Origin of the sequence: Pseudosulfitobacter sp. DSM 107133 (assembly GCF_022788695.1) — a bacterium.
Lineage (GTDB): Bacteria > Pseudomonadota > Alphaproteobacteria > Rhodobacterales > Rhodobacteraceae > Pseudosulfitobacter.
On record NZ_CP085154.1, the window covers coordinates 2,154,779 to 2,173,018 of the forward strand.

Sequence of the window (18,240 nt, forward strand, 5' to 3'; positions counted from 1 at the left end):
CCGCTATGTGATCCCAAACAACCAAGGTGACCCCGATGCCCGCAGCCGCCATCAAGCTTGATATCATGTCCGATCCGATTTGCCCGTGGTGCTATATCGGCAAAACCTATCTGGACCGCGCGCTTGAGCAGAACCCGGATCATCCCTTTGTCATCGAATGGCATCCCTTCCAGCTGAACCCCGACATGCCCGCCGAAGGCATGGACCGCCGCGCCTATCTGGAAGGCAAGTTCGGTGGCAAGGAAGGCGCAGTCAAAGCCTATGCGCCCGTGGTCGAACACGCGCAAAAGGCAGGCCTGAAAATCGACTTTGAAGCGATGAAGCGCACGCCCAACACCCTGAACGCCCACCGGCTGATCCACTGGGCCGGCATCGAAGGCCGCCAGACCGCCGCCGTGTCTGCCCTGTTCAAGGCCTATTTCGTCGAAGGCCGCGACATTGGCGACATCGACACGCTGGCCGACATTGCCGACGGCATCGAACTGGACGCGGCCGTGATCCGCCGTTTGCTCGAGTCCGACGCCGATCAACAACAGATCATCGACCGCGACGCGCACAGCCGCAAGATGGGCATCACATCGGTGCCTACATTCATCGTCGCAGGCCAACATGCGGTGCCCGGCGCACAGCCGCCCGAACTGTGGTCAAAGGTGATTGCCGAACTCGCGGCACAAGAAAGCAACAACTGACTTCTGTTCAATGTCTCATTTTTAACAAATTTGTAGCAAACACAGACAAGCTGCCGTAATCTAAGCTCAACGAGGGGCACAAGCCTCCGAAATAAATTATAAAAATAACCTATTGAGCGGGTGACATGGCAGAAAAAGAGGTAACGCCCACAGAGGCGCGCAACCTGCGCATATCCGAAATCCGGATGATCGCACTGGCGGAAATTGCAACAAAATCGACAGATCTGGACCATTGGTCCTATTACATCGAAGTGAACGAGCTGAAGCGTCGTCCGTTGACGATCGAATGGTTGGAAGCGGTGGTGATGCTGGCTGTTATCGGGCGCATCCGTCCGGCCCGCGTCTTTGGCTGGATGAAGAAACTGCGCGAAAAACGCGAAAAAGTCGGCCAGATCGACGTCTTTGACACCTTTGAAGCACGGCTGCGCAGCTATCTTTATCCCGAAACGCTGACCAACCACGGCTATGACCGTCAGACCTTTGCCGATCTGGACCACGACAGCGTCTGGGCACAGGTCGAAAACCACCTCAGTGCGCTGCGCGACGAAGGCTACGAGGTGTTCCTGAACTCGGGCACCCTGCTGGGGGTGGTGCGTGATGAAAAACTGATTGCACATGACGACGACATCGACCTTGCCGTGATCCTGAAAGCAGGCACCGAGGAAGAGGCCGCCAAAGAGTGGCGTGACCTGAAGGGCCGTTTGCAGGAACTGGACCTGTTTGACGAAGACAACCACAATCAGGCCGCGATCTACAAACTGACGCCCGCAGGCCCGACGCAGATCGACCTGTTCCCTGCATGGGTGCAGGACGACAAGGTTTTTGTCTATCCGCACACCCATGGCGATCTGGCGCGCGAAGATGTGCTGCCCCTGCGCAAATGCGCCGTTACGGGCAACGCCCTGCCCGCGGCGCCCGAAAAGATGCTGACACTGAACTATGGCGCGGAATGGGGAAAACCCGATCCGCTTTTCAAATTTCCCTGGGCTGCGGCGAACGACCGCTTTGCCCCTTTCCTGGAAAGGCTGGCGCAATGACCCGCACCCCGATCACCGTCTTGACCTATGGCACCTTCGATCTGTTTCATCACGGCCATGTCCGTCTGTTGCAACGCCTGTCGCAGCTGGGTGACGAGCTGATTGTCGGCTGCTCGACAGACGAATTTAACGACATCAAAGGCAAACGCTGCGTGATGCCCTTTTCGCAACGGCGCGAGGTGCTGGAGGCCTGCCGCTATGTCACGCGGGTGATCCCCGAAGAAACATGGGAGCAGAAACGCTCGGACATCGTGAACCACAACGTGTCGATTTTTGCGATGGGCGACGACTGGACCGGACATTTTGACGATCTGGGCGACCTGACACGGGTTCTGTATTTGCCGCGCACGCCGGATGTGTCCACCACCGAACTGAAAACACGCATTCAGCAACGGGTGTCCGCAGCGTAAGCTCGGCAAGCGGGACTTTGCAGACATCCACCAAGACCGGATTCAAGGCACGCAATGCCGCCTGCCCGACCGCCCGGACGGGTGGGCGCTGCCCTGTGTAGCAAGGTCACGCAGGATGCAAACCAAACCTAGGCCACCAAGCTGGCCCGTCACGCCCCTTAGGGTCTGGACCGCTGTTGTGATTTGGCCCGTGTTGCGATCCCGAAACCACTGCGTTAAACCTGCGCGTGTATGACGCCGTTGCGCGCCAGTTCAGGAGCCGCACCCCGTGTCCAATCCCAAAACGCCCGCCATCGGCCGTGTCGAATTCATCGCGCTGATGGGCATGATGTTCGCCACCATCGCCTTTTCCATCGACGCGATGCTGCCCGCCCTGCCGCAGATCGCAGACGACCTGACAGATGGCGATGCGGCACGGGCCGCGCTGATCCTGACGGTGTTCCTGATGGGTATGGGTCTGGGCACATTCTTCACCGGCCCCTTGTCCGACGCACTGGGACGCAAGCCGGTGGTTTATGCCGGTGCAGCCCTCTATATCCTCTCCGCCGCCGTGGGCTGGTACGAAGACAGCTTTGTGCCGGTGCTGATCGCCCGGTTTTTTCAGGGACTTGGCGCTGCCGGTCCCCGCGTCGTGGCGCTGGCGATCATCCGCGATCTATACGCAGGCCGTGGCATGGCGCGGATCATGTCCATCGTGATGATGATCTTTACACTGGTGCCCGCCTTTGCCCCCGCAATGGGAGCGGTGATCATGGGCTTTTCCGGCTGGCGCGGGATTTTCGGGGCCTTTGTGCTGTTCTCGATCATCTCGGTGGGATGGCTTGGCCTGCGGCTGCCCGAAACCCTGCCCCGCGAAGCCCGCCGCCCGCTGCGATTCCGCCTGATGCGCGACGCGGTGATCGAGATGTTCCGCCATCCCACCGTGCGCCTGTCGATCATCGTGCAAACCCTGATCGTTGCGATGCTGTTCTGCACGCTGATGCTGATCCAGCCAATCTATGCCGATGTCTACGGGCGCGGTGACAGCTTTCCGTTCTGGTTCGGGCTGGTGGCGCTGATTTCGGGGCTGGCCAGCCTGACCAACGCGCTGGTGGTGGTGCGGCTGGGTATGCGTCGGCTGGTCACCTGGGCGCTGGCCACCCAAGTCGTTCTGGCGGGCGCGATGCTGGCGCTGACCACCGCGCATCTGCCGGGCGAGTTCTACCTGTTCCTGTTGTGGCAGCTGTCGCTGTTCTGCACCGCCAGCTTTGCCATCGGCAACCTAAACGCCATCGCCATGGACCCGATGGGCCATATTGCGGGCATGGCGGCATCGGTGATTGGCGCGTTTTCCACATTGGCCGCCGCGGCCATCGCATCGCCTGTGGCGCTGTTCTATGACGGCACGGCACGGCCACTGGCCCTTGCCGCATTGCTGTTCGTGGCGGTGGGTTATGCGCTGATGCTGTGGATGGGCCGGATCGAGCGCGCCGGGGCGCAGGCTTAACCCTTGGCCTTGGCCTTTTTCTTTTCGGCAATGACCTTTTCCGCCAGATCACGGGCGATGGCAAAGGCACCTTTGATCTTGTCCGCCTCGGATTTCCAATCGCGGCGCACCACGATCTTGTTGTCCCTGACCTTGGCCAGCCCGCGCTGGTCCTGAATAAAGCTGACCAGCCCCGCAGGCGACGCAAACTTGTCGTTGTGGAACTGGATCACAGCCCCCTTGGGGCCGCCGTCCAGCTTGGCAATACCGGCGCGTTTGCACATCGCCTTGATCCGCACCACCAACATCAGCGTATTGACCTCGCGCGGCAGCGTGCCGAACCGGTCGATCAGCTCGGCGGCAAAGCCTTCCAGCTCGACCTTGGTGCTCAGGCCGCTGAGACGACGATACAAGCCCAGACGCACATCCAGATCCGGTACATAATCCTCGGGAATAAGTACAGGAACACCCAGATTGATCTGCGGCGCCCATTGCTCGTCGGCCTCGCTCAAACCTTCCATCTCGCCGGCTTTGATCTTGGCAATCGCCTCTTCCAGCATCGACTGGTACAGCTCGAACCCAACATCGCGCATCTGGCCCGACTGTTCCTCGCCCAGCAGGTTGCCCGCACCACGAATGTCCAGATCCTGACTGGCCAGCGTGAACCCCGCGCCCAGCGTATCAAGGCTGCCCAACACCCGCAGGCGTTTCTCGGCCACCGCCGTCAGCTTGGCGCGCGGTTTGGTCGTGAGGTAGGCATAGGCGCGGGTTTTCGACCGCCCCACACGTCCGCGAATTTGATACAGCTGCGCCAGCCCGAACATATCCGCACGGTGCACCACCATCGTGTTGGCCGTGGGAATATCCAGACCGGATTCAACAATCGTGGTGGCCAGAAGAATGTCGAATTTGCCATCATAGAATGCGTTCATCCGGTCATCCAGCTCGCCTGCCGCCATCTGGCCGTGGGCGACGACATAGGTCAGCTCGGGCAGTTGCGCCTTCAGGAACTCCTCGATTTCGGGCAGGTCCGACAGGCGCGGCACCACATAAAACGACTGCCCCCCGCGATAATGTTCGCGCAGCAATGCCTCGCGCACCGTCACCGCGTCAAACTCGCTGACATAGGTACGGATCGCAAGACGGTCCACAGGCGGCGTGCCGATGATCGACAGATCGCGGACCCCCGTCAGCGACAGTTGCAGCGTCCGCGGGATCGGCGTGGCGGTCAGCGTCAGCACATGCACGTCCGACCGCATCTGTTTCAGCCGTTCCTTGTGACCGACGCCAAAGTGTTGTTCTTCATCAATAATCAGCAGGCCCAGGTCCTTGAACCGCGTGTTCTTGGCCAGCAACGCGTGGGTGCCGATGACAATATCTGCCGTGCCGCGCGACATCGCCTCGCGGGTGTCGGAGGCTTCTTTGGCGCTGACAAACCGGCTGAGCGTGCGCACCTCGATGGGGAAACCACGGAACCGTTCCGAAAAACTTTTGTAGTGTTGCCGCGCCAACAGGGTCGTGGGCGCAATCACCGCCACCTGCACGCCCGCCATCGCCGTGACAAAGGCCGCGCGCATCGCCACCTCGGTCTTGCCAAAGCCCACGTCGCCCACCACCAGCCGGTCCATCGGCGCGCCGCTGGTCAGATCCTGGATCACGTCGCCGATGGCCTTCAGCTGGTCATCGGTCTCCTCGTAAGGAAAGCGCGCGCTGAATGCGTCCCACATGCCCGGCGGCGGCTCCAGCACCGGCGCACGTCGCAGGGCACGTTCGGCTGCAATGCGGATCAGCTTGTCCGCCATCTCGCGAATGCGCTCTTTCAGCTTGGCCTTTTTCGACTGCCACGCGCCGCCGCCCAGACGGTCAAGCAGACCCTCGTCATGGCCGTATTTCGACAACAGTTCGATGTTCTCCACCGGCAGATACAGCTTTGAATTCTCGGCATATTCCAGCAGAAGACATTCATGCGCGGCCCCGGCGGCGGTGATCACCTCCATGCCGTGATAGCGGCCAATGCCGTGATCCACATGCACGATCAGATCGCCGGGTGTCAGGCTGGTCGCTTCGGTCAGGAAATTGTCGGCGCGACGCTTGCGTTTCGGCTGGCGGATCAGCCGGTCGCCCAGCACGTCCTGTTCCGAAATCACGGTCAGCTGCTTGTCGCCCACCGGCCCTTCAAAGCCGTGCTCCAGCGCCCAAACCACCAGATGCAGCCCATGTTTGCCGATGCGCGTGGCGTCGGTGATCGGGATCGTTTCGGCCAGCCCCTCATCTTCGATCAGCCCGCTCAGCCGCTCGCGCGCACCTGCCGAATAGCTGGCAACCACCACCGGACCATCTGCAAGCTTTGCTTTAATATGTGCCGCCAAAGCCCCGAAAAGACTTATACTTTCCTGCTGTCGCTCGGGCGAGAAATTGCGCCCGATGCGCCCGCCTGCATCGACCACACCCAACCCTGTCGACTGCGCGAGCGCACGAAACTGCACCACGCGACGGCCCTGAACAGCGGCCTCCCATGCGGCATCGTCCAGATACAGCCCCTGCGGCGGCGCGGGTTTATAGACCGAATCCATCTTCGAGCGGTTCAGCATCGCCAGCCTGCGCGTCTCGTATTGGTCGGCAATCGTGTCCCAGCGTGCCAGCCGCGTAGGTGTGACCTGATCGTCCAGCGTGATCGCGGCATCCGGCAGGTAATCAAACAGCGTCTCAAGATGATCGTGGAAAAACGACAGCCAGTGTTCGGCACCCTGATGCTTGCGCCCCGCGCTGATCGCCTCGTACAGCGGATCGTCGGTGCCTGCTGCGCCAAATTCCAGCCGGTAGTTCTGGCGAAACCGCGTAACCGCTGCCTCGTCCAATATCACCTCGGACACCGGGGCCAGTTCGATCACGTCCAGCTTTTCCGTGGTCCGCTGGGTCGCCGGATCAAACCGGCGCGCCCCGTCCAACACATCGCCGAACAGGTCCAGCCGCACCGGCCCCAGATCGCCGGGGGGATAGATGTCGATGATACCGCCGCGCACCGCGTAATCGCCGGGCTCTGTCACTGTGGGCGATTGCACAAACCCCATACGCACCAGAAATCCGCGCAAGGCCGCATCATCAATCCGGTCGCCCACCCGCGCCGAAAAAGCCGCTTCGCGCAGCACGGAGCGCGCAGGCAGCTTTTGCGTGGCGGCGTTCAAGGTGGTCAGCAAGACAAACTTGTCCGGCATCCCATGCGCAAGTGCCGCCAGCGTCGCCATCCGCTGCGCCGAGATGTCGGCGTTGGGCGACACACGGTCATAGGGCAGACAGTCCCACGACGGAAAAGTGACAACCGGCACATCAGGCGCAAAAAACCGCAGCGCGTCGCGCATCGCCGCCAGACGCTTGTCATCGCGCGCAACATGGCAAACGGGCCGGCCATGGGCCAGTTCGCCCAGAATGCGGGTGGCATCAAAGCCTTCCGGCGCACCGGAAACAGTGATATGCGCGGGGTCAGTCATAAGCGTGCCTCATGTGGGGCGGTCTTCCCAACTGTCAACCGCCCAACGCCCCGACGCTCAGGTTCTGGTACATGCCCCACATTGACGTGACAAAAATCGCCACCATGCCGATGGCCTGTGTATAGGTGCGGTGGCGCGTCAGTCGACGCCGCAAGCCTTCACCACTCAGCGCGTCCCGCTCGATCAGCCGCGCTGTAGAAAGGTTCAAGGCCCCGACCAGCGACATCGGGAACGCCAGCAGGAACACGGCCTGCGCAAATTCGACATCATAAACCCAGCCCAGCAGGACCAGCATGGTCAGCACAAAACACACCATTCCCAACAGCCACAGACCCGACAGCCGCGCAATATACAAGAACCGGTTCACATTGATCCGTACCAGATCTTCCAGATCTTCCTCGATCTGCCCGCCGGCCTTGCGCGCCCGTGTCACCATGTCAAAGGGCACGCCAAGCACCCAGTGGCTGGCTGTAGACCACACCACCGCGAGCACAATCCAGTACCACAGGTTGGAAAAAGACCGCATGTCGATCAGTTCGAAAATCGTTTGGTGCCAGTTCAACGCCGCTGCCTTTTGCGTGGGATTAGCCCCTCATACCGCCGCTGTGTGCCAATTCCTACCCTTGCACGGTGCAAATTTACATGGCACCCAACAATGACTTTCAAAAAGGCAACACATCATGCGCCCAACGCTTGCACCCTACCCAGCCACCCGCCTGCGCCGCACCCGTGCGACACCACAAATCCGGGCGCTGGTGCGCCAGAACACGCTGTCGGTTGATGATTTCATCTGGCCCGTCTTCGTGCGTGCCGGAGAAGGTATCATGGAACCTGTCCCCTCGATGCCCGGCGTCTTTCGCCGCTCGGTCGACATGGTGGTCGAGGCCGCGCGCGAAGCGGCCGATCTGGGGATCAAGGCGATCTGCCTGTTCCCCTACACCGGGCTTGAGGACCGCACCGAAGATTGCGCCGGCGCATGGGACCCTGACAACCACACCAACCGCGCCATCCGCGCGATCAAATCCGCCGTGCCCGATATCGCGATCATGACCGACGTGGCGCTGGACACCTATAATATCAACGGCCACGACGGCTTTGTCGAAGATGGCGAAATCGTCAACGACCGTTCGGTTGCCGCACTGGTCAAGATGGCACTGGCACAGGCCGACGCGGGCGCCGACATCATCGGCCCCTCTGACATGATGGACGGACGCATCGGTGCCATGCGCAGCGCTTTCGAGGCCGCAGGTCACCAGAACGTGATGATCCTCAGCTATGCCGCCAAATACGCCAGCGCCTTTTACGGCCCCTTCCGCGATGCGGTCGGTGCTTCGGCCGCGTTGACGGGCGACAAGAACACCTACCAGATGGACCCCGGAAACGCGGATGAGGCCATGCGCCTGATCGAACGCGATCTGGCCGAGGGGGCCGACATGATCATGGTCAAGCCCGGCCTGCCCTATCTCGACATCTGTCGGCGCGCCCGCGACACTTTTGGCGCGCCCACATTTGCCTATCAGGTGTCAGGCGAATACGCGATGATCCAGGCTGCCGCGCAAAACGGCTGGATCGACGGCGACCGCGTTATGCTTGAAAGCCTGACCGCCTTCAAACGTGCGGGCTGTGACGGCATTCTGACCTATTTCGCCCCCGCCGCCGCGCGTCTGCTGGCCAAGGGCTGACGCCCTTCATCTTGCCGGAAAAACTCCGGGGGAGCGCCGCAAGGCGTGGGGGCAGCGCCCCCTTTGCCATCCCCCCTGCACGCGCAGGCCGAAACAACAGGCACAGCCCCGCCCATGGGCGCCTTCCTGCGTGACAGGTGGCAATCTTGCGCCTATAGTTCCCGCCAAGACCGGACAACCGGCAATCGAGCAACAATCACAGGCGGTTCACAATGACCTTACCTTCCCTCACACGACGGGCTTTTGCCCTTGGTGCGATTTCTTCGACGGCAGCTCTGGCGGCCTGCGGCAACGGTGTCGGCGGACGTGGTCCGGCCACCATCGACGCGCGCGTTGACGCAACTTTGGCCGAAATGTACCGGCTTTACCCCAACACCCAATCCCTGGCGCAAAAGGCCAACGGCATGCTGGTCATGCCACTGGTGACCGAAGCAGGACTTGGTCTGGGCGGCGCCTATGGGCGTGGTGCGTTGCGGGTAAACAATGTGACGGTGGACTATTACTCGGTGACCAAAGCCTCGGGCGGTCTGCAAATCGGTGCGCAGCAATATGCGCATGTGTTGTTTTTCATGACCGAACAGGCGCTGACAGATTTCCGCCGTTCGCCCGGATGGGCCGCCGGTGCCGATCTGGAATATGTCATCTCGGATCAGGGCGACAGCCTGAACGCCGAAACCACAACCGCACTGGCCCCTGTTCTGGCCGCGGTCTTTGGCCGCGCGGGTCTGCGCATTGGTGCGACGCTGGAAGGCACCAAGTATTCGCGGATTATTCCGTGATCTGATCGCAAATCTATGACAGGCACGCCGGAATTTCGCGCGTCCTGCCCAAATCACATGCACCCGCCTCTGGCGGGTGTTTTTGTATCTTCTTTCAAGCCGCACGGCCCGGCGTCAGCCGATTGGTCCGGTCTTCGATATAACACACGCCGGTTTCGATGGAATCGATCACTTCGCTTAACTGCCGTTCGGCGCGGTGCAGCCTGCCCACGATCTCGTTCAGCCCGTCAATGTTCGAAGCATATTTCGACTGTTCGATCTTGCACATGACACGGCTCATCTCCAGACCGGACATCACCCGCCGCATATCCGTGGACATCCCGCGATAAATCGCGGCGGCCCCCATGACCTTGCCGACGGATGCGTGCTCGCGCAGTTGGGAATCGGTCGCCAATACCGCCAACCGACGGGCTTCGGCCGCGGGATCAATGCCTTCCATCTTGGGCTGGTTGCGAAACTGCGCGGCGACCTCTTGCGTCAAAAGCCGCACACCGGCGTTGAAACGCGCCAGGGTCGTATGGGCCACCCCATCATCCACCGCCTTGCGGAACCGAGACAGAATATCACCCAGCGACTGCGCCATGACCTGATGGTTTGTCGAAATCACGCTGATTGGCCCGTTGGCCCCCTCAAGGCTGCGCGCCTGAATGCTCAGATTGTTCGGGATCAACGCCGTGCTGTGAAAAATCGTATCAATCATGTCGCCATAATCGCGCATCTTCAGCACCGTATCTGCCAGCCCACACATTTCTTGCAACGCAGGATCAAGCCGGTGTCGCAAAGCGCGCGCGCGCGCGCCCAGTTCTTTCGCCAGCGCGATGCTCATAAAGTCCGGATAGTCGGTATAGCCAAGATCGCGCAGCTTTTGCAGCAACAGCGCCTGCGATTCTTCCGGCGTTGCGCCCTGTTCACGTTCCTCTGTGCGCAGGTCGGAATACAGATCATCCATCTGTTCGAACATTTCACTGCTGGGTTTCAACCGCATCGAGACAAAGCCGTCGTCCAGCGGCAGAACAACCGAGAAGACCCAGTAATGCGCGTGGTCTGCTGTAAGGTTCTTGACATAGCCGCCAAAGGGACGGCCGGCGCCAATTTCTTCCCACATCAGATGAAACACGCCTGCCGGCATATCCGGATGGCGCACGACCTTGTGCGGTGCCCCGTTCAACGCCGACCACTCATGGCCCGACACCGTGACAAAAACACCGTTGGCGGCCTGGATCACCCCGCGCGGATCGGTACGCGAAAAGAACAGGTTTTCCATCTTGAGACGGTCCGTTTCACGGGTGGCGGGTTCGGCAGACATAGCACAGCTTTCAGCAGGGACATTCCCCCACAGCCTAGCCGCGCAAAGTTTCCAGTTGGTTAAACCGCCTGCCAATTTCCGGGGCTCTGGCAATGTCGCGCCAAAGCCCCGATCCGGCCCCTAGCCCATCGCACGCAGGCGTTTGATCAGGCTCGATGTGTCCCAGCGCCCGCCGCCCAGTTTTTGCACGTCTTTATAGAACTGGTCGACCAGCGCCGTCACCGGCAACGACGCGCCGTTTTCATCTGCCGTGTCCAGACAAATGCCCAGATCCTTGCGCATCCAGTCCACCGCAAAACCATGGTCGAATTTGTCATCAAGCATGGTTTCATAGCGGTTCGCCATCTGCCACGACCCGGCGGCCCCCTGGCTGATCACCTCGACCACCGCGCGCCCGTCAAGCCCCGCTTTCTCGGCAAAATGCAGCGCTTCGGACAGGCCCTGGACCAGACCGGCAATGGCAATCTGGTTGCACATCTTGGTTTTCTGACCCGCGCCGCTGGCACCGATACGGCGGCAGGTCTTGGAATAGACCTCCATAATCGGCAGCGCGCGGTCATAGGCGCCCTGATCGCCGCCACACATGATCGACAGGACACCGTTTTCAGCCCCCGCCTGCCCGCCCGACACCGGTGCATCGACAAAGCTGATTTGCGCCACGTCACCCGCCGCATAGAGCTCGGCCGTGACCTGCGCCGACACTGTGGTGTGATCGACAAAGATCGCGCCGCTGGTCATGCCCGCAAATGCGCCGTCCGGGCCCAGACAGACCGAGCGCAAATCGTCGTCGTTGCCCACACAGGCCATCACAAAATCGGCACCCTTGGCCGCCTCGAACGGGGTTTTGGCCATCTTGCCGCCGTGATCCTCGACCCAGTTCTGCGCCTTGGAAGCGGTGCGGTTATAGACCGTCACGTCGTGGCCCGCCTTTTGCAGATGCCCCGCCATCGGTGCGCCCATGACGCCCAACCCCAGAAATGCCAGCTTTGCCATTCGTTCTTCCTTTTACGTCGGTATTGCCTATTACTTGCGCCTTTCCTAACAGTCAGGCACATCGGGTCAACTGTGCAAGCAAAGTGAGAGTGCGTCTATGGCTGTCGTATTTCAGTGGCTGGTCCGTCTGACCGCCGGGCTGATCGTGCTGGCCGTGCTGGGCGTCGGGATGATCTATTATCTCGCCTCGCGCTCGCTGCCCGATTATGACGCGACGCTTCAGGTCGACGGGCTGGCCGCAGAAACCGAGATTGTGCGCGACAATGCAAATGTGCCGCATATCCTTGCGCAGAACGATGCGGACGCTTTCTTTGCACTGGGGTTTGTCCATGCGCAGGACCGTCTGTGGCAGATGATGCTGCTGCGGCGCACCGCGCAGGGGCGGTTGTCCGAGGTGTTCGGCACCAAGACGGTCGAGACCGACAGTTTCATCCGCCGTCTCGATATCTATAATCTTGCGGTGCAGTCTGTCGCCGCGCAGACGCCGCGGACGCGCACCGCGCTCAAAGCCTATTCCGCCGGTGTGAACGCCCGCATCGCGCAGATCAACCAGGAGGCATTGGGCCGTGGTGCGCCCGAGTTCTTTGTCTTTCCTATGGCACTGGCCCCCTGGCAGCCTGCCGACAGCATCGCCATCGGCAAGTTGATGGCGCTGCAACTGTCGGGCCAGCTGGACGCCGAAGTGCTGCGCGCGCGCATGTCGCTGGCGCTGCCGGATCAGGACCGTCTGGTCGACATTCTGCCCGATGCACCGGGCGCAGGCGTGGCGGCGCTGCCGGAATATGCGGCCCTTGTACCGGATGTGCCGCGCTATGCCGCCGCACTTCCGCAACAGATCAACCCGCTGTCGCCGTTTGGTCCCGAAGCCTTTGCCGGCGCGTCCAACGCATGGGCCGCGGCACCCTCGCGTTCAGCGTCGGGTGGCACCTTGCTGGCCAATGACCCGCATCTGGGCTTTACCGCCCCCGGAATCTGGTATCTGGCACGGCTTGACCTTCAGGCAGGCGCCGTGATCGGCGCCACCATTCCCGGTATGCCCTCTGTGCTGACGGGCCGGTCGAATGCGCTGGGTTGGGGGGTCACATCAGCCTATGTCGACGATCAGGATCTGTTCATCGAGCAGTTGAATCCAGACAACCAAACGCAATATCGCACGCCGGACGGCTGGAAAGACTTTGAAACGCGCAAGTCGATCATCACCATCAAGGACGCCGCCCCCATCACCCTGACCCTGCGCTGGACCGACAACGGGCCGGTGCTGCCGGGCCGCTTCAAGAACATCGGCACGGTCACTCCTGCGGGCCATGTGGCCGCACTCAGCTGGACAGTGCTGACGCCCAACGACACCTCGGTCAGTGCCGCGGTCGAACTGATGTCGGCGCAGAACGTGGCCGAGGCGATCAATGCCGCAGAATTGGTGGTGGCGCCGGCGCAGAACCTGACGCTGGCAGACACCGACACCATCGCCATGAAAACCGTCGGGGCAGTGCCGCGCCGCGATGCTGCGCACCAGTCGCAGGGACGGATGCCATCGCTGGGCTACATGCCGCAGAACCGCTGGCAGGGGGTGATGTCCTTTGCCTCGAACCCCGGTTTTGTCGCGCCGCTGGGCGGCATTCTGGGCAATACCAACAACAAGACGGTTGAACGGCCCTTTCCCAACCACATCAGCTTTCGCTGGGGCGACACCCAGCGGGTGCAACGCTGGCAACGGCTGATGCAGGCACGGCAGGTCCACACCCGCGACAGCTTTATCGAGGCGCAACTGGACACGGTCAGCGCCACGGCGCGCACCCTGCTGCCCCTGATCGGGGCCGAGTTGTGGTTCACCGGAGAGGCCGCGCCCGACGGCACCGCAGAACGCCAGCGCCAGCGCGCGCTGACCCTGCTGGCCGACTGGAACGGCGAGATGAACGAACACCTGCCCGAACCGCTGATCTACGCCGCGTGGCTGCGCGCCCTCCAGGACCGCATGGTGCGTGACGACATCGGCCCGCTGGCGGGCGAGCTGACCCATGTCGAGCCACTGTTCATCGAACGCGCCTTTCGCGACGTGGGCGGGGCGTCGGTCTGGTGCGACGTGCGCCAAAGCGCGCCGGTCGAGACCTGCCCCGACATGGCCCGCATGGCGCTGGACGATGCGCTGATCTGGATCGGCGAGACCTATGGCACCCAACTGGAATCCCTGCGCTGGGGTGACGCGCATCAGGCCATTCAGGACCATCCAGTGCTGGGCGATGTGCCGGTGCTGCGTTATTTCGTGAACATCCGTCAAAGCACCTCGGGCGGCGACAACACCCTGCAACGCGGGCTGACGCGCGGCGGCGCAGGGGCGGATGCCTTCGAGAACGTGCATGGGGCGGGGTATCGCGGTGTCTACGACTTTGCCGATCCCGACAGTTCGGTCTTTATCGAATCCACCGGGCAATCCGGCCATTTTCTGTCGCGGCACTATGACGACATGGCACAGCTGTGGCGGCGCGGCGAATATATCCCGATGTCGCTGGATCAGGGGCTGGCGCGTGCGGCATCCGTGGGCATCACCAAGCTGGAACCGGCCACGCAATGACGACCATCCTGTTCAACAAACCCTTTGGCGTGCTGCCGCAGTTCACCGACCGGGGCAGCCCGACGAACCGCCCCACCCTGTCGGATTACATCGACGTGCCCGGCGTCTACCCCGCAGGCCGTCTGGACCGGGACAGCGAAGGGCTGATGGTGCTGACCTCGGACGGTGCCTTGCAAGCCCGCATCGCGCACCCGAAGTTCAAGAAGCCGAAAACCTATTGGGTGCAGGTCGAAGGCACCCCCACCGAGGCGCATATGGCGCAGCTGCGGGATGGTGTGACGTTGAAGGACGGGCCAACATTGCCTGCAAAGGCGCGGCTGATCGACGAACCTGCCGGCCTGTGGCCCCGCACGCCCCCGATCCGCGTGCGCAAGACGGTGCCGGATGGCTGGATCGAACTGACCCTGACCGAAGGCCGCAACCGCCAGGTGCGCCGGATGACCGCGCACGTGGGCCTGCCCACACTGCGGCTGGTGCGCGCCAGCATCGGCGACTGGACGCTTGAGGGGCTGGACAGCGGCATGTGGCGCGAGATCGCGGTTTGACAGGTTGCACGGGGGCGCTGCCCCCGGGCACCCGGGATATTTGAGGCCAAAAGAAAGCGGGATCAGACCTGTTCGAACTGGGCGCGCTGTTTCGGGGTCCAGCGGACGGTGACGACAAAACCGTCTTCGTTCTGCACTTCGTCCACGGCCACGCCTTCGGAGAAAAGCCAGGCGCGTTTCTTGCCCTGGGCAAAACTCAGGCGCAGCACCTCTTGGCTGACGCGGCCCTGAAGTGCCTCGGAAATGATCGACATGAAGCTTTCGACACCGGTGCCCTTGAGCGCCGAAATCGCGATGATGTCCTGATCGCGCGCGGCGCGGGCCTGGGCGGCGTCTGCCTCGGCTTGCGGAAGCAGGTCGATCTTGTTCCAGATCTCGAACATCGGGCGTTCGTTGCCCACCCCCAGCGTGGTCAGGATCTCGCGCACATCGGCGGCCTGATCCTCGGTCTCGGGGTGCGAGATGTCGCGCACGTGGCAGATGATGTCCGCGGCCAGCACTTCTTCAAGCGTGGCGCGGAAGGCGGCGACCAGTTCCGTGGGCAGGTCCGAAATGAAACCCACCGTGTCCGACAGGATAATCTCGGGGCCGTTGTCCAGTTCCACACGGCGCATGGTCGGGTCCAGCGTGGCAAAGAGCATATCCTCGGCCATCACATTGGCGCCGGTCAGACGGTTGAACAATGTCGATTTGCCCGCGTTGGTATAGCCCACAAGCGCCACGATCGGGAACGGCACCTTGGCCCGCGCGGCGCGGTGAAGGGTGCGGGTCTTGACCACCTTGTCCAGTTGGCGGCGCAGGCGCACCAGTTGCAAATCAATCGCCCGGCGGTCCGCCTCGATCTGGGTTTCGCCGGGGCCGCCGACGAAGCCAAGCCCGCCGCGCTGACGCTCGAGGTGGGTCCAGGCGCGCACAAGGCGGGTGCGCTGGTAGTTCAGCGCCGCCATCTCGACCTGCAACACGCCCTCGCGGGTGGCGGCACGGTCGCTGAAAATTTCCAAAATCAGGCCGGTGCGGTCGAGCAGCTTGACCCCCCATGCCTTTTCAAGGTTGCGCTGTTGCACGGGCGTGACGGGGCCGTCGACCAGAACCAGTTCGACCTCTTCCGCCTCGAACCGCGCGCGCAGCTCTTCGATCTTGCCCTTGCCGAACAACATGCCTGCATGAACCTTGGGCAGCGGCACGATCAGATCGCCCACCACATCAAGATGCGGCAGCGCATGGGCCAGCGACACGGCTTCGGCCAGCGCCAAAGCGGCGCCGCGCCGGTCGCGGTCGGATTTTATATCGGGATGCAGCACAAAGGCCCGTGTGAAACGGGGCCCTTCGCTTTCGTCCACCTGAAACGGAGGTTTGCTCAAGAGGCGTCTTCGCCCTCGTACAGGCTGATCGGCTGGCTCGGCATGATTGTCGAAATCGCGTGTTTGTACACCAGTTGCGATTGACCATCGCGGCGCAGCAGCACGCAGAAGTTGTCAAACCATGTGATGACGCCTTGCAACTTTACACCATTGATCAGGAAAATGGTCACGGGCACCTTGGTTTTGCGCACGTGGTTCAGGAAGGCATCCTGCAAATTCTGTCTGTCCGAAGCCATGTCGGTTCTTACCTTTTTTCTTGTCGTAGGCTTGCGGACCAAGCCATCCCTCATTGCGGCTGAGTATGAAGGCCAAGTTGCGGAGTTTCCAGCCCAAAAACAGATGTTAGCGGTGCCGATACGTTTGGGGCACAGCCCAGTGCGTCAACCGCGCCACAGATCAGGGGTTAAAAGCGCGATGATGGCCAGCGTTTCCAGCCGCCCCAGCACCATGGCCGCCGCAAAAACCGATTTGGCCGCAGGCCCCAGCTCTTGCAGGCGGATGGGTGCATCGCCCGCCCACTCCAACAGCGGCCCCGTGGTCGACAGCGCTGCCACGGCCATGGTCATCGACGCTTCGAACCCCACGCCCAGGGCGCCCAGAACCGTGGTGACCAGCGCAATGCTGATCGCGAACAGCATGAAAAACACCCAGGCAATGAATGCGCCGCCCTTCAGCACGCGGCGCCCCAACGATGTGCCCCCCCCGACCGAATGCGGATGCACCAGCTTTTCCATTTCGCGCAGCCCTGCCTGATACAGCGCAAAGACCCGCAGCAATTTGACACCGCCCGCCGTGGTGGCCACGCCGCCGCCCATCAACGCAAGGCCCATCAGAATCATCCCCGGTGTGGCCAGCCCCGACCAGTTTTGCGCGGTTTCCCAATGAGCGCTGGCAAATCCGGTGGTGGTCAGGAAGGACAGCACCGTGAACACGCTGCCCCACAGCGCCTGCCCGGCCGCGATCAAACGGTCTTGTTCGCCGATGTCGATGGCACCGATGAAATGGCGCAGGAACAGGATCAGCGGCACCCCCAGCACCAGCGCGATGCCAATGCGAAATTCAGGGTCATGGCGCAAGCCGCCGCTTTCCGAAGTGACGGTATCGGTGGAAAAGGTCATGCGCGACAGGGCGAAGAGCATGAACAGCGCCATCACCATTTCACCGCCAATCCCCGAACCTGCCCCCGATGCACCGCCCACGGGCGAAATCCCCGATGTCGCCATCACCGACATGGCGTGGCACAGCGCCACCAACGACCGGTCGCCCCCCGCGATCAGCAAGATCCACAACAGGATCGTCAACCCCACATAGATCGGCACTAGTGCCTTTGACACCTTGACCAGCCGCGCCCGCCCTTCGGGATGCTGAAAACGCATGTTGCGCTCGTCGTAACGGCCCGGTTCGGCGCGGGCCGTGACCTCGAAACCGCCGAGGTTCAGGGGCGCAAGAATGGCGCTGGCGGCGATCCACATCAACAGCCCGCCCATCCAGCCGACCTGTGCGCGCCACAGGTTCAAGGTATCGTTCAACCGCCCCGGCATGTCGAACAACGTCGCGCCAGTGGTGGTGAACGAGCTGACCATTTCAATATAGGCGTTCAGGAACGACGTGGTGCCCAGACCTTCGTAGAAAGGCACCGCCAGAAAGGCTGGCAGAAAGGTATAGGCGGCAAAAAGGCTCATCAACGGGCCAAGCGTGCCATGGCGCGGGGCACGTCCGGCATGGGCCAGAGCGATCAGGCCGAACAGAACGATCCCAAGCACCGCAGAGTACAGGAACGCCCGCGCCGTCGGCAATTCGCGGATCACCCCGCCATGGATCGCAGGCACCAGCATCGCCAGCGATGCCACCCCGAACATCAGCAGGAACAGCGGCAGCTGCAAGACGCGGTCCTGAAGGCTGGCCGTGCGCTCCAT

15 protein-coding genes are annotated in these 18,240 nt (G+C 62.0%); 8 read left to right on the plus strand and 7 right to left on the minus strand.

The genetic code is table 11. The annotated features are described in order from the left end of the window. Nucleotides 1-35: 35 nt before the first annotated feature. The 4 genes from DSM107133_RS10615 (at nt 36) to DSM107133_RS10630 (ending at nt 3,622) form a co-directional block, all read left to right on the plus strand. Nucleotides 36-689: a DsbA family oxidoreductase gene (locus DSM107133_RS10615; RefSeq protein WP_114295434.1), complete on the plus strand. Its 654-nt coding sequence runs from the start codon at nt 36-38 to the stop codon at nt 687-689. Between the two features lie 125 nt (nt 690-814). Further along, nucleotides 815-1,726 (plus strand): LicD family protein, encoded by a 912-nt coding sequence (locus tag DSM107133_RS10620; RefSeq protein ID WP_114295435.1) that lies wholly within the window; start codon nt 815-817, stop codon nt 1,724-1,726. Then, nucleotides 1,723-2,136, plus strand: coding sequence for an adenylyltransferase/cytidyltransferase family protein (locus tag DSM107133_RS10625; RefSeq protein ID WP_114295436.1), 414 nt, complete (start codon nt 1,723-1,725; stop codon nt 2,134-2,136). The genes DSM107133_RS10620 and DSM107133_RS10625 overlap by 4 nt, the downstream gene beginning before the upstream one ends. A 319-nt stretch (nt 2,137-2,455) precedes the next feature. Then, nucleotides 2,456-3,622: a multidrug effflux MFS transporter gene (locus DSM107133_RS10630; protein ID WP_114295604.1), complete on the plus strand. Its 1,167-nt coding sequence runs from the start codon at nt 2,456-2,458 to the stop codon at nt 3,620-3,622. Here DSM107133_RS10630 and mfd read toward each other — a convergent pair. Together mfd and DSM107133_RS10640 are read right to left on the minus strand one after the other, a co-directional pair. After that, entirely contained in the window at nt 3,619-7,089 is a 3,471-nt protein-coding gene (gene mfd, locus DSM107133_RS10635) for a transcription-repair coupling factor (RefSeq protein WP_114295437.1), read from the minus strand. The two genes, DSM107133_RS10630 and mfd, sit on opposite strands and share 4 nt — an antisense overlap. Before the next feature lie 34 nt (nt 7,090-7,123). Beyond that, entirely contained in the window at nt 7,124-7,651 is a 528-nt protein-coding gene (locus tag DSM107133_RS10640; protein WP_114295438.1) for a component of SufBCD complex, read from the minus strand. Between the two features lie 118 nt (nt 7,652-7,769). Between DSM107133_RS10640 and hemB the strand changes: the two genes are divergently transcribed. Together hemB and DSM107133_RS10650 are read left to right on the plus strand one after the other, a co-directional pair. Continuing rightward, the gene (gene hemB / locus DSM107133_RS10645) at nt 7,770-8,771 is read left to right on the plus strand and encodes a porphobilinogen synthase (protein WP_114295439.1); all 1,002 of its coding nucleotides are present in this window, start codon (nt 7,770-7,772) and stop codon (nt 8,769-8,771) included. 212 nt (nt 8,772-8,983) lie between these two features. Beyond that, entirely contained in the window at nt 8,984-9,550 is a 567-nt protein-coding gene (locus DSM107133_RS10650; RefSeq protein WP_114295440.1) for a YSC84-related protein, read from the plus strand. A 94-nt stretch (nt 9,551-9,644) separates the two neighbouring features. Here the strand turns inward: DSM107133_RS10650 and DSM107133_RS10655 are convergent, their stop codons facing one another. Next, nucleotides 9,645-10,856 (minus strand): hypothetical protein, encoded by a 1,212-nt coding sequence (locus DSM107133_RS10655; protein WP_114295441.1) that lies wholly within the window; start codon nt 10,854-10,856, stop codon nt 9,645-9,647. 120 nt (nt 10,857-10,976) lie between these two features. Continuing rightward, nucleotides 10,977-11,849: an NAD(P)-dependent oxidoreductase gene (locus DSM107133_RS10660; RefSeq protein WP_114295442.1), complete on the minus strand. Its 873-nt coding sequence runs from the start codon at nt 11,847-11,849 to the stop codon at nt 10,977-10,979. Nucleotides 11,850-11,946: 97 nt separating this feature from the next. Between DSM107133_RS10660 and DSM107133_RS10665 the strand changes: the two genes are divergently transcribed. Both DSM107133_RS10665 and DSM107133_RS10670 read left to right on the plus strand, forming a co-directional pair. Continuing rightward, nucleotides 11,947-14,418, plus strand: coding sequence for a penicillin acylase family protein (locus tag DSM107133_RS10665; RefSeq protein WP_114295443.1), 2,472 nt, complete (start codon nt 11,947-11,949; stop codon nt 14,416-14,418). Then, on the plus strand, nt 14,415-14,963 hold the full coding sequence (locus DSM107133_RS10670; protein WP_114295444.1) for an rRNA large subunit pseudouridine synthase E: 549 nt from the start codon (nt 14,415-14,417) through the stop codon (nt 14,961-14,963). Before DSM107133_RS10665 ends, DSM107133_RS10670 begins: the two co-directional genes overlap by 4 nt. A gap of 62 nt (nt 14,964-15,025) precedes the next feature. Here the strand turns inward: DSM107133_RS10670 and hflX are convergent, their stop codons facing one another. The 3 genes from hflX to DSM107133_RS10685 all read right to left on the minus strand — a co-directional run bounded on the left by hflX (nt 15,026) and on the right by DSM107133_RS10685 (nt 18,240). Then, on the minus strand, nt 15,026-16,324 hold the full coding sequence (gene hflX / locus DSM107133_RS10675) for a GTPase HflX (protein WP_114295445.1): 1,299 nt from the start codon (nt 16,322-16,324) through the stop codon (nt 15,026-15,028). Next, nucleotides 16,321-16,560, minus strand: a complete 240-nt coding sequence (gene hfq, locus DSM107133_RS10680) for an RNA chaperone Hfq (RefSeq protein WP_007119530.1) — start codon at nt 16,558-16,560, stop codon at nt 16,321-16,323. The genes hflX and hfq overlap by 4 nt, the downstream gene beginning before the upstream one ends. A gap of 144 nt (nt 16,561-16,704) precedes the next feature. Continuing rightward, nucleotides 16,705-18,240 (minus strand): potassium transporter TrkG, encoded by a 1,536-nt coding sequence (locus DSM107133_RS10685; RefSeq protein WP_114295446.1) that lies wholly within the window; start codon nt 18,238-18,240, stop codon nt 16,705-16,707.

Coding starts and splice junctions, on each gene's coding strand:
- DSM107133_RS10615 (WP_114295434.1), top strand. CDS start 36: ATGCCCGCAGCCGCCATCAAGCTTGATATCATGTCCGATCCGATTTGC.
- DSM107133_RS10620 (WP_114295435.1), top strand. CDS start 815: ATGGCAGAAAAAGAGGTAACGCCCACAGAGGCGCGCAACCTGCGCATA.
- DSM107133_RS10625 (WP_114295436.1), top strand. CDS start 1,723: ATGACCCGCACCCCGATCACCGTCTTGACCTATGGCACCTTCGATCTG.
- DSM107133_RS10630 (WP_114295604.1), top strand. CDS start 2,456: ATGGGCATGATGTTCGCCACCATCGCCTTTTCCATCGACGCGATGCTG.
- mfd (WP_114295437.1), bottom strand. CDS start 7,089: ATGACTGACCCCGCGCATATCACTGTTTCCGGTGCGCCGGAAGGCTTT.
- hemB (WP_114295439.1), top strand. CDS start 7,770: ATGCGCCCAACGCTTGCACCCTACCCAGCCACCCGCCTGCGCCGCACC.
- DSM107133_RS10650 (WP_114295440.1), top strand. CDS start 8,984: ATGACCTTACCTTCCCTCACACGACGGGCTTTTGCCCTTGGTGCGATT.
- DSM107133_RS10655 (WP_114295441.1), bottom strand. CDS start 10,856: ATGTCTGCCGAACCCGCCACCCGTGAAACGGACCGTCTCAAGATGGAA.
- DSM107133_RS10660 (WP_114295442.1), bottom strand. CDS start 11,849: ATGGCAAAGCTGGCATTTCTGGGGTTGGGCGTCATGGGCGCACCGATG.
- DSM107133_RS10665 (WP_114295443.1), top strand. CDS start 11,947: ATGGCTGTCGTATTTCAGTGGCTGGTCCGTCTGACCGCCGGGCTGATC.
- DSM107133_RS10670 (WP_114295444.1), top strand. CDS start 14,415: ATGACGACCATCCTGTTCAACAAACCCTTTGGCGTGCTGCCGCAGTTC.
- hfq (WP_007119530.1), bottom strand. CDS start 16,560: ATGGCTTCGGACAGACAGAATTTGCAGGATGCCTTCCTGAACCACGTG.
- DSM107133_RS10685 (WP_114295446.1), bottom strand. CDS start 18,240: ATGGAGCGCACGGCCAGCCTTCAGGACCGCGTCTTGCAGCTGCCGCTG.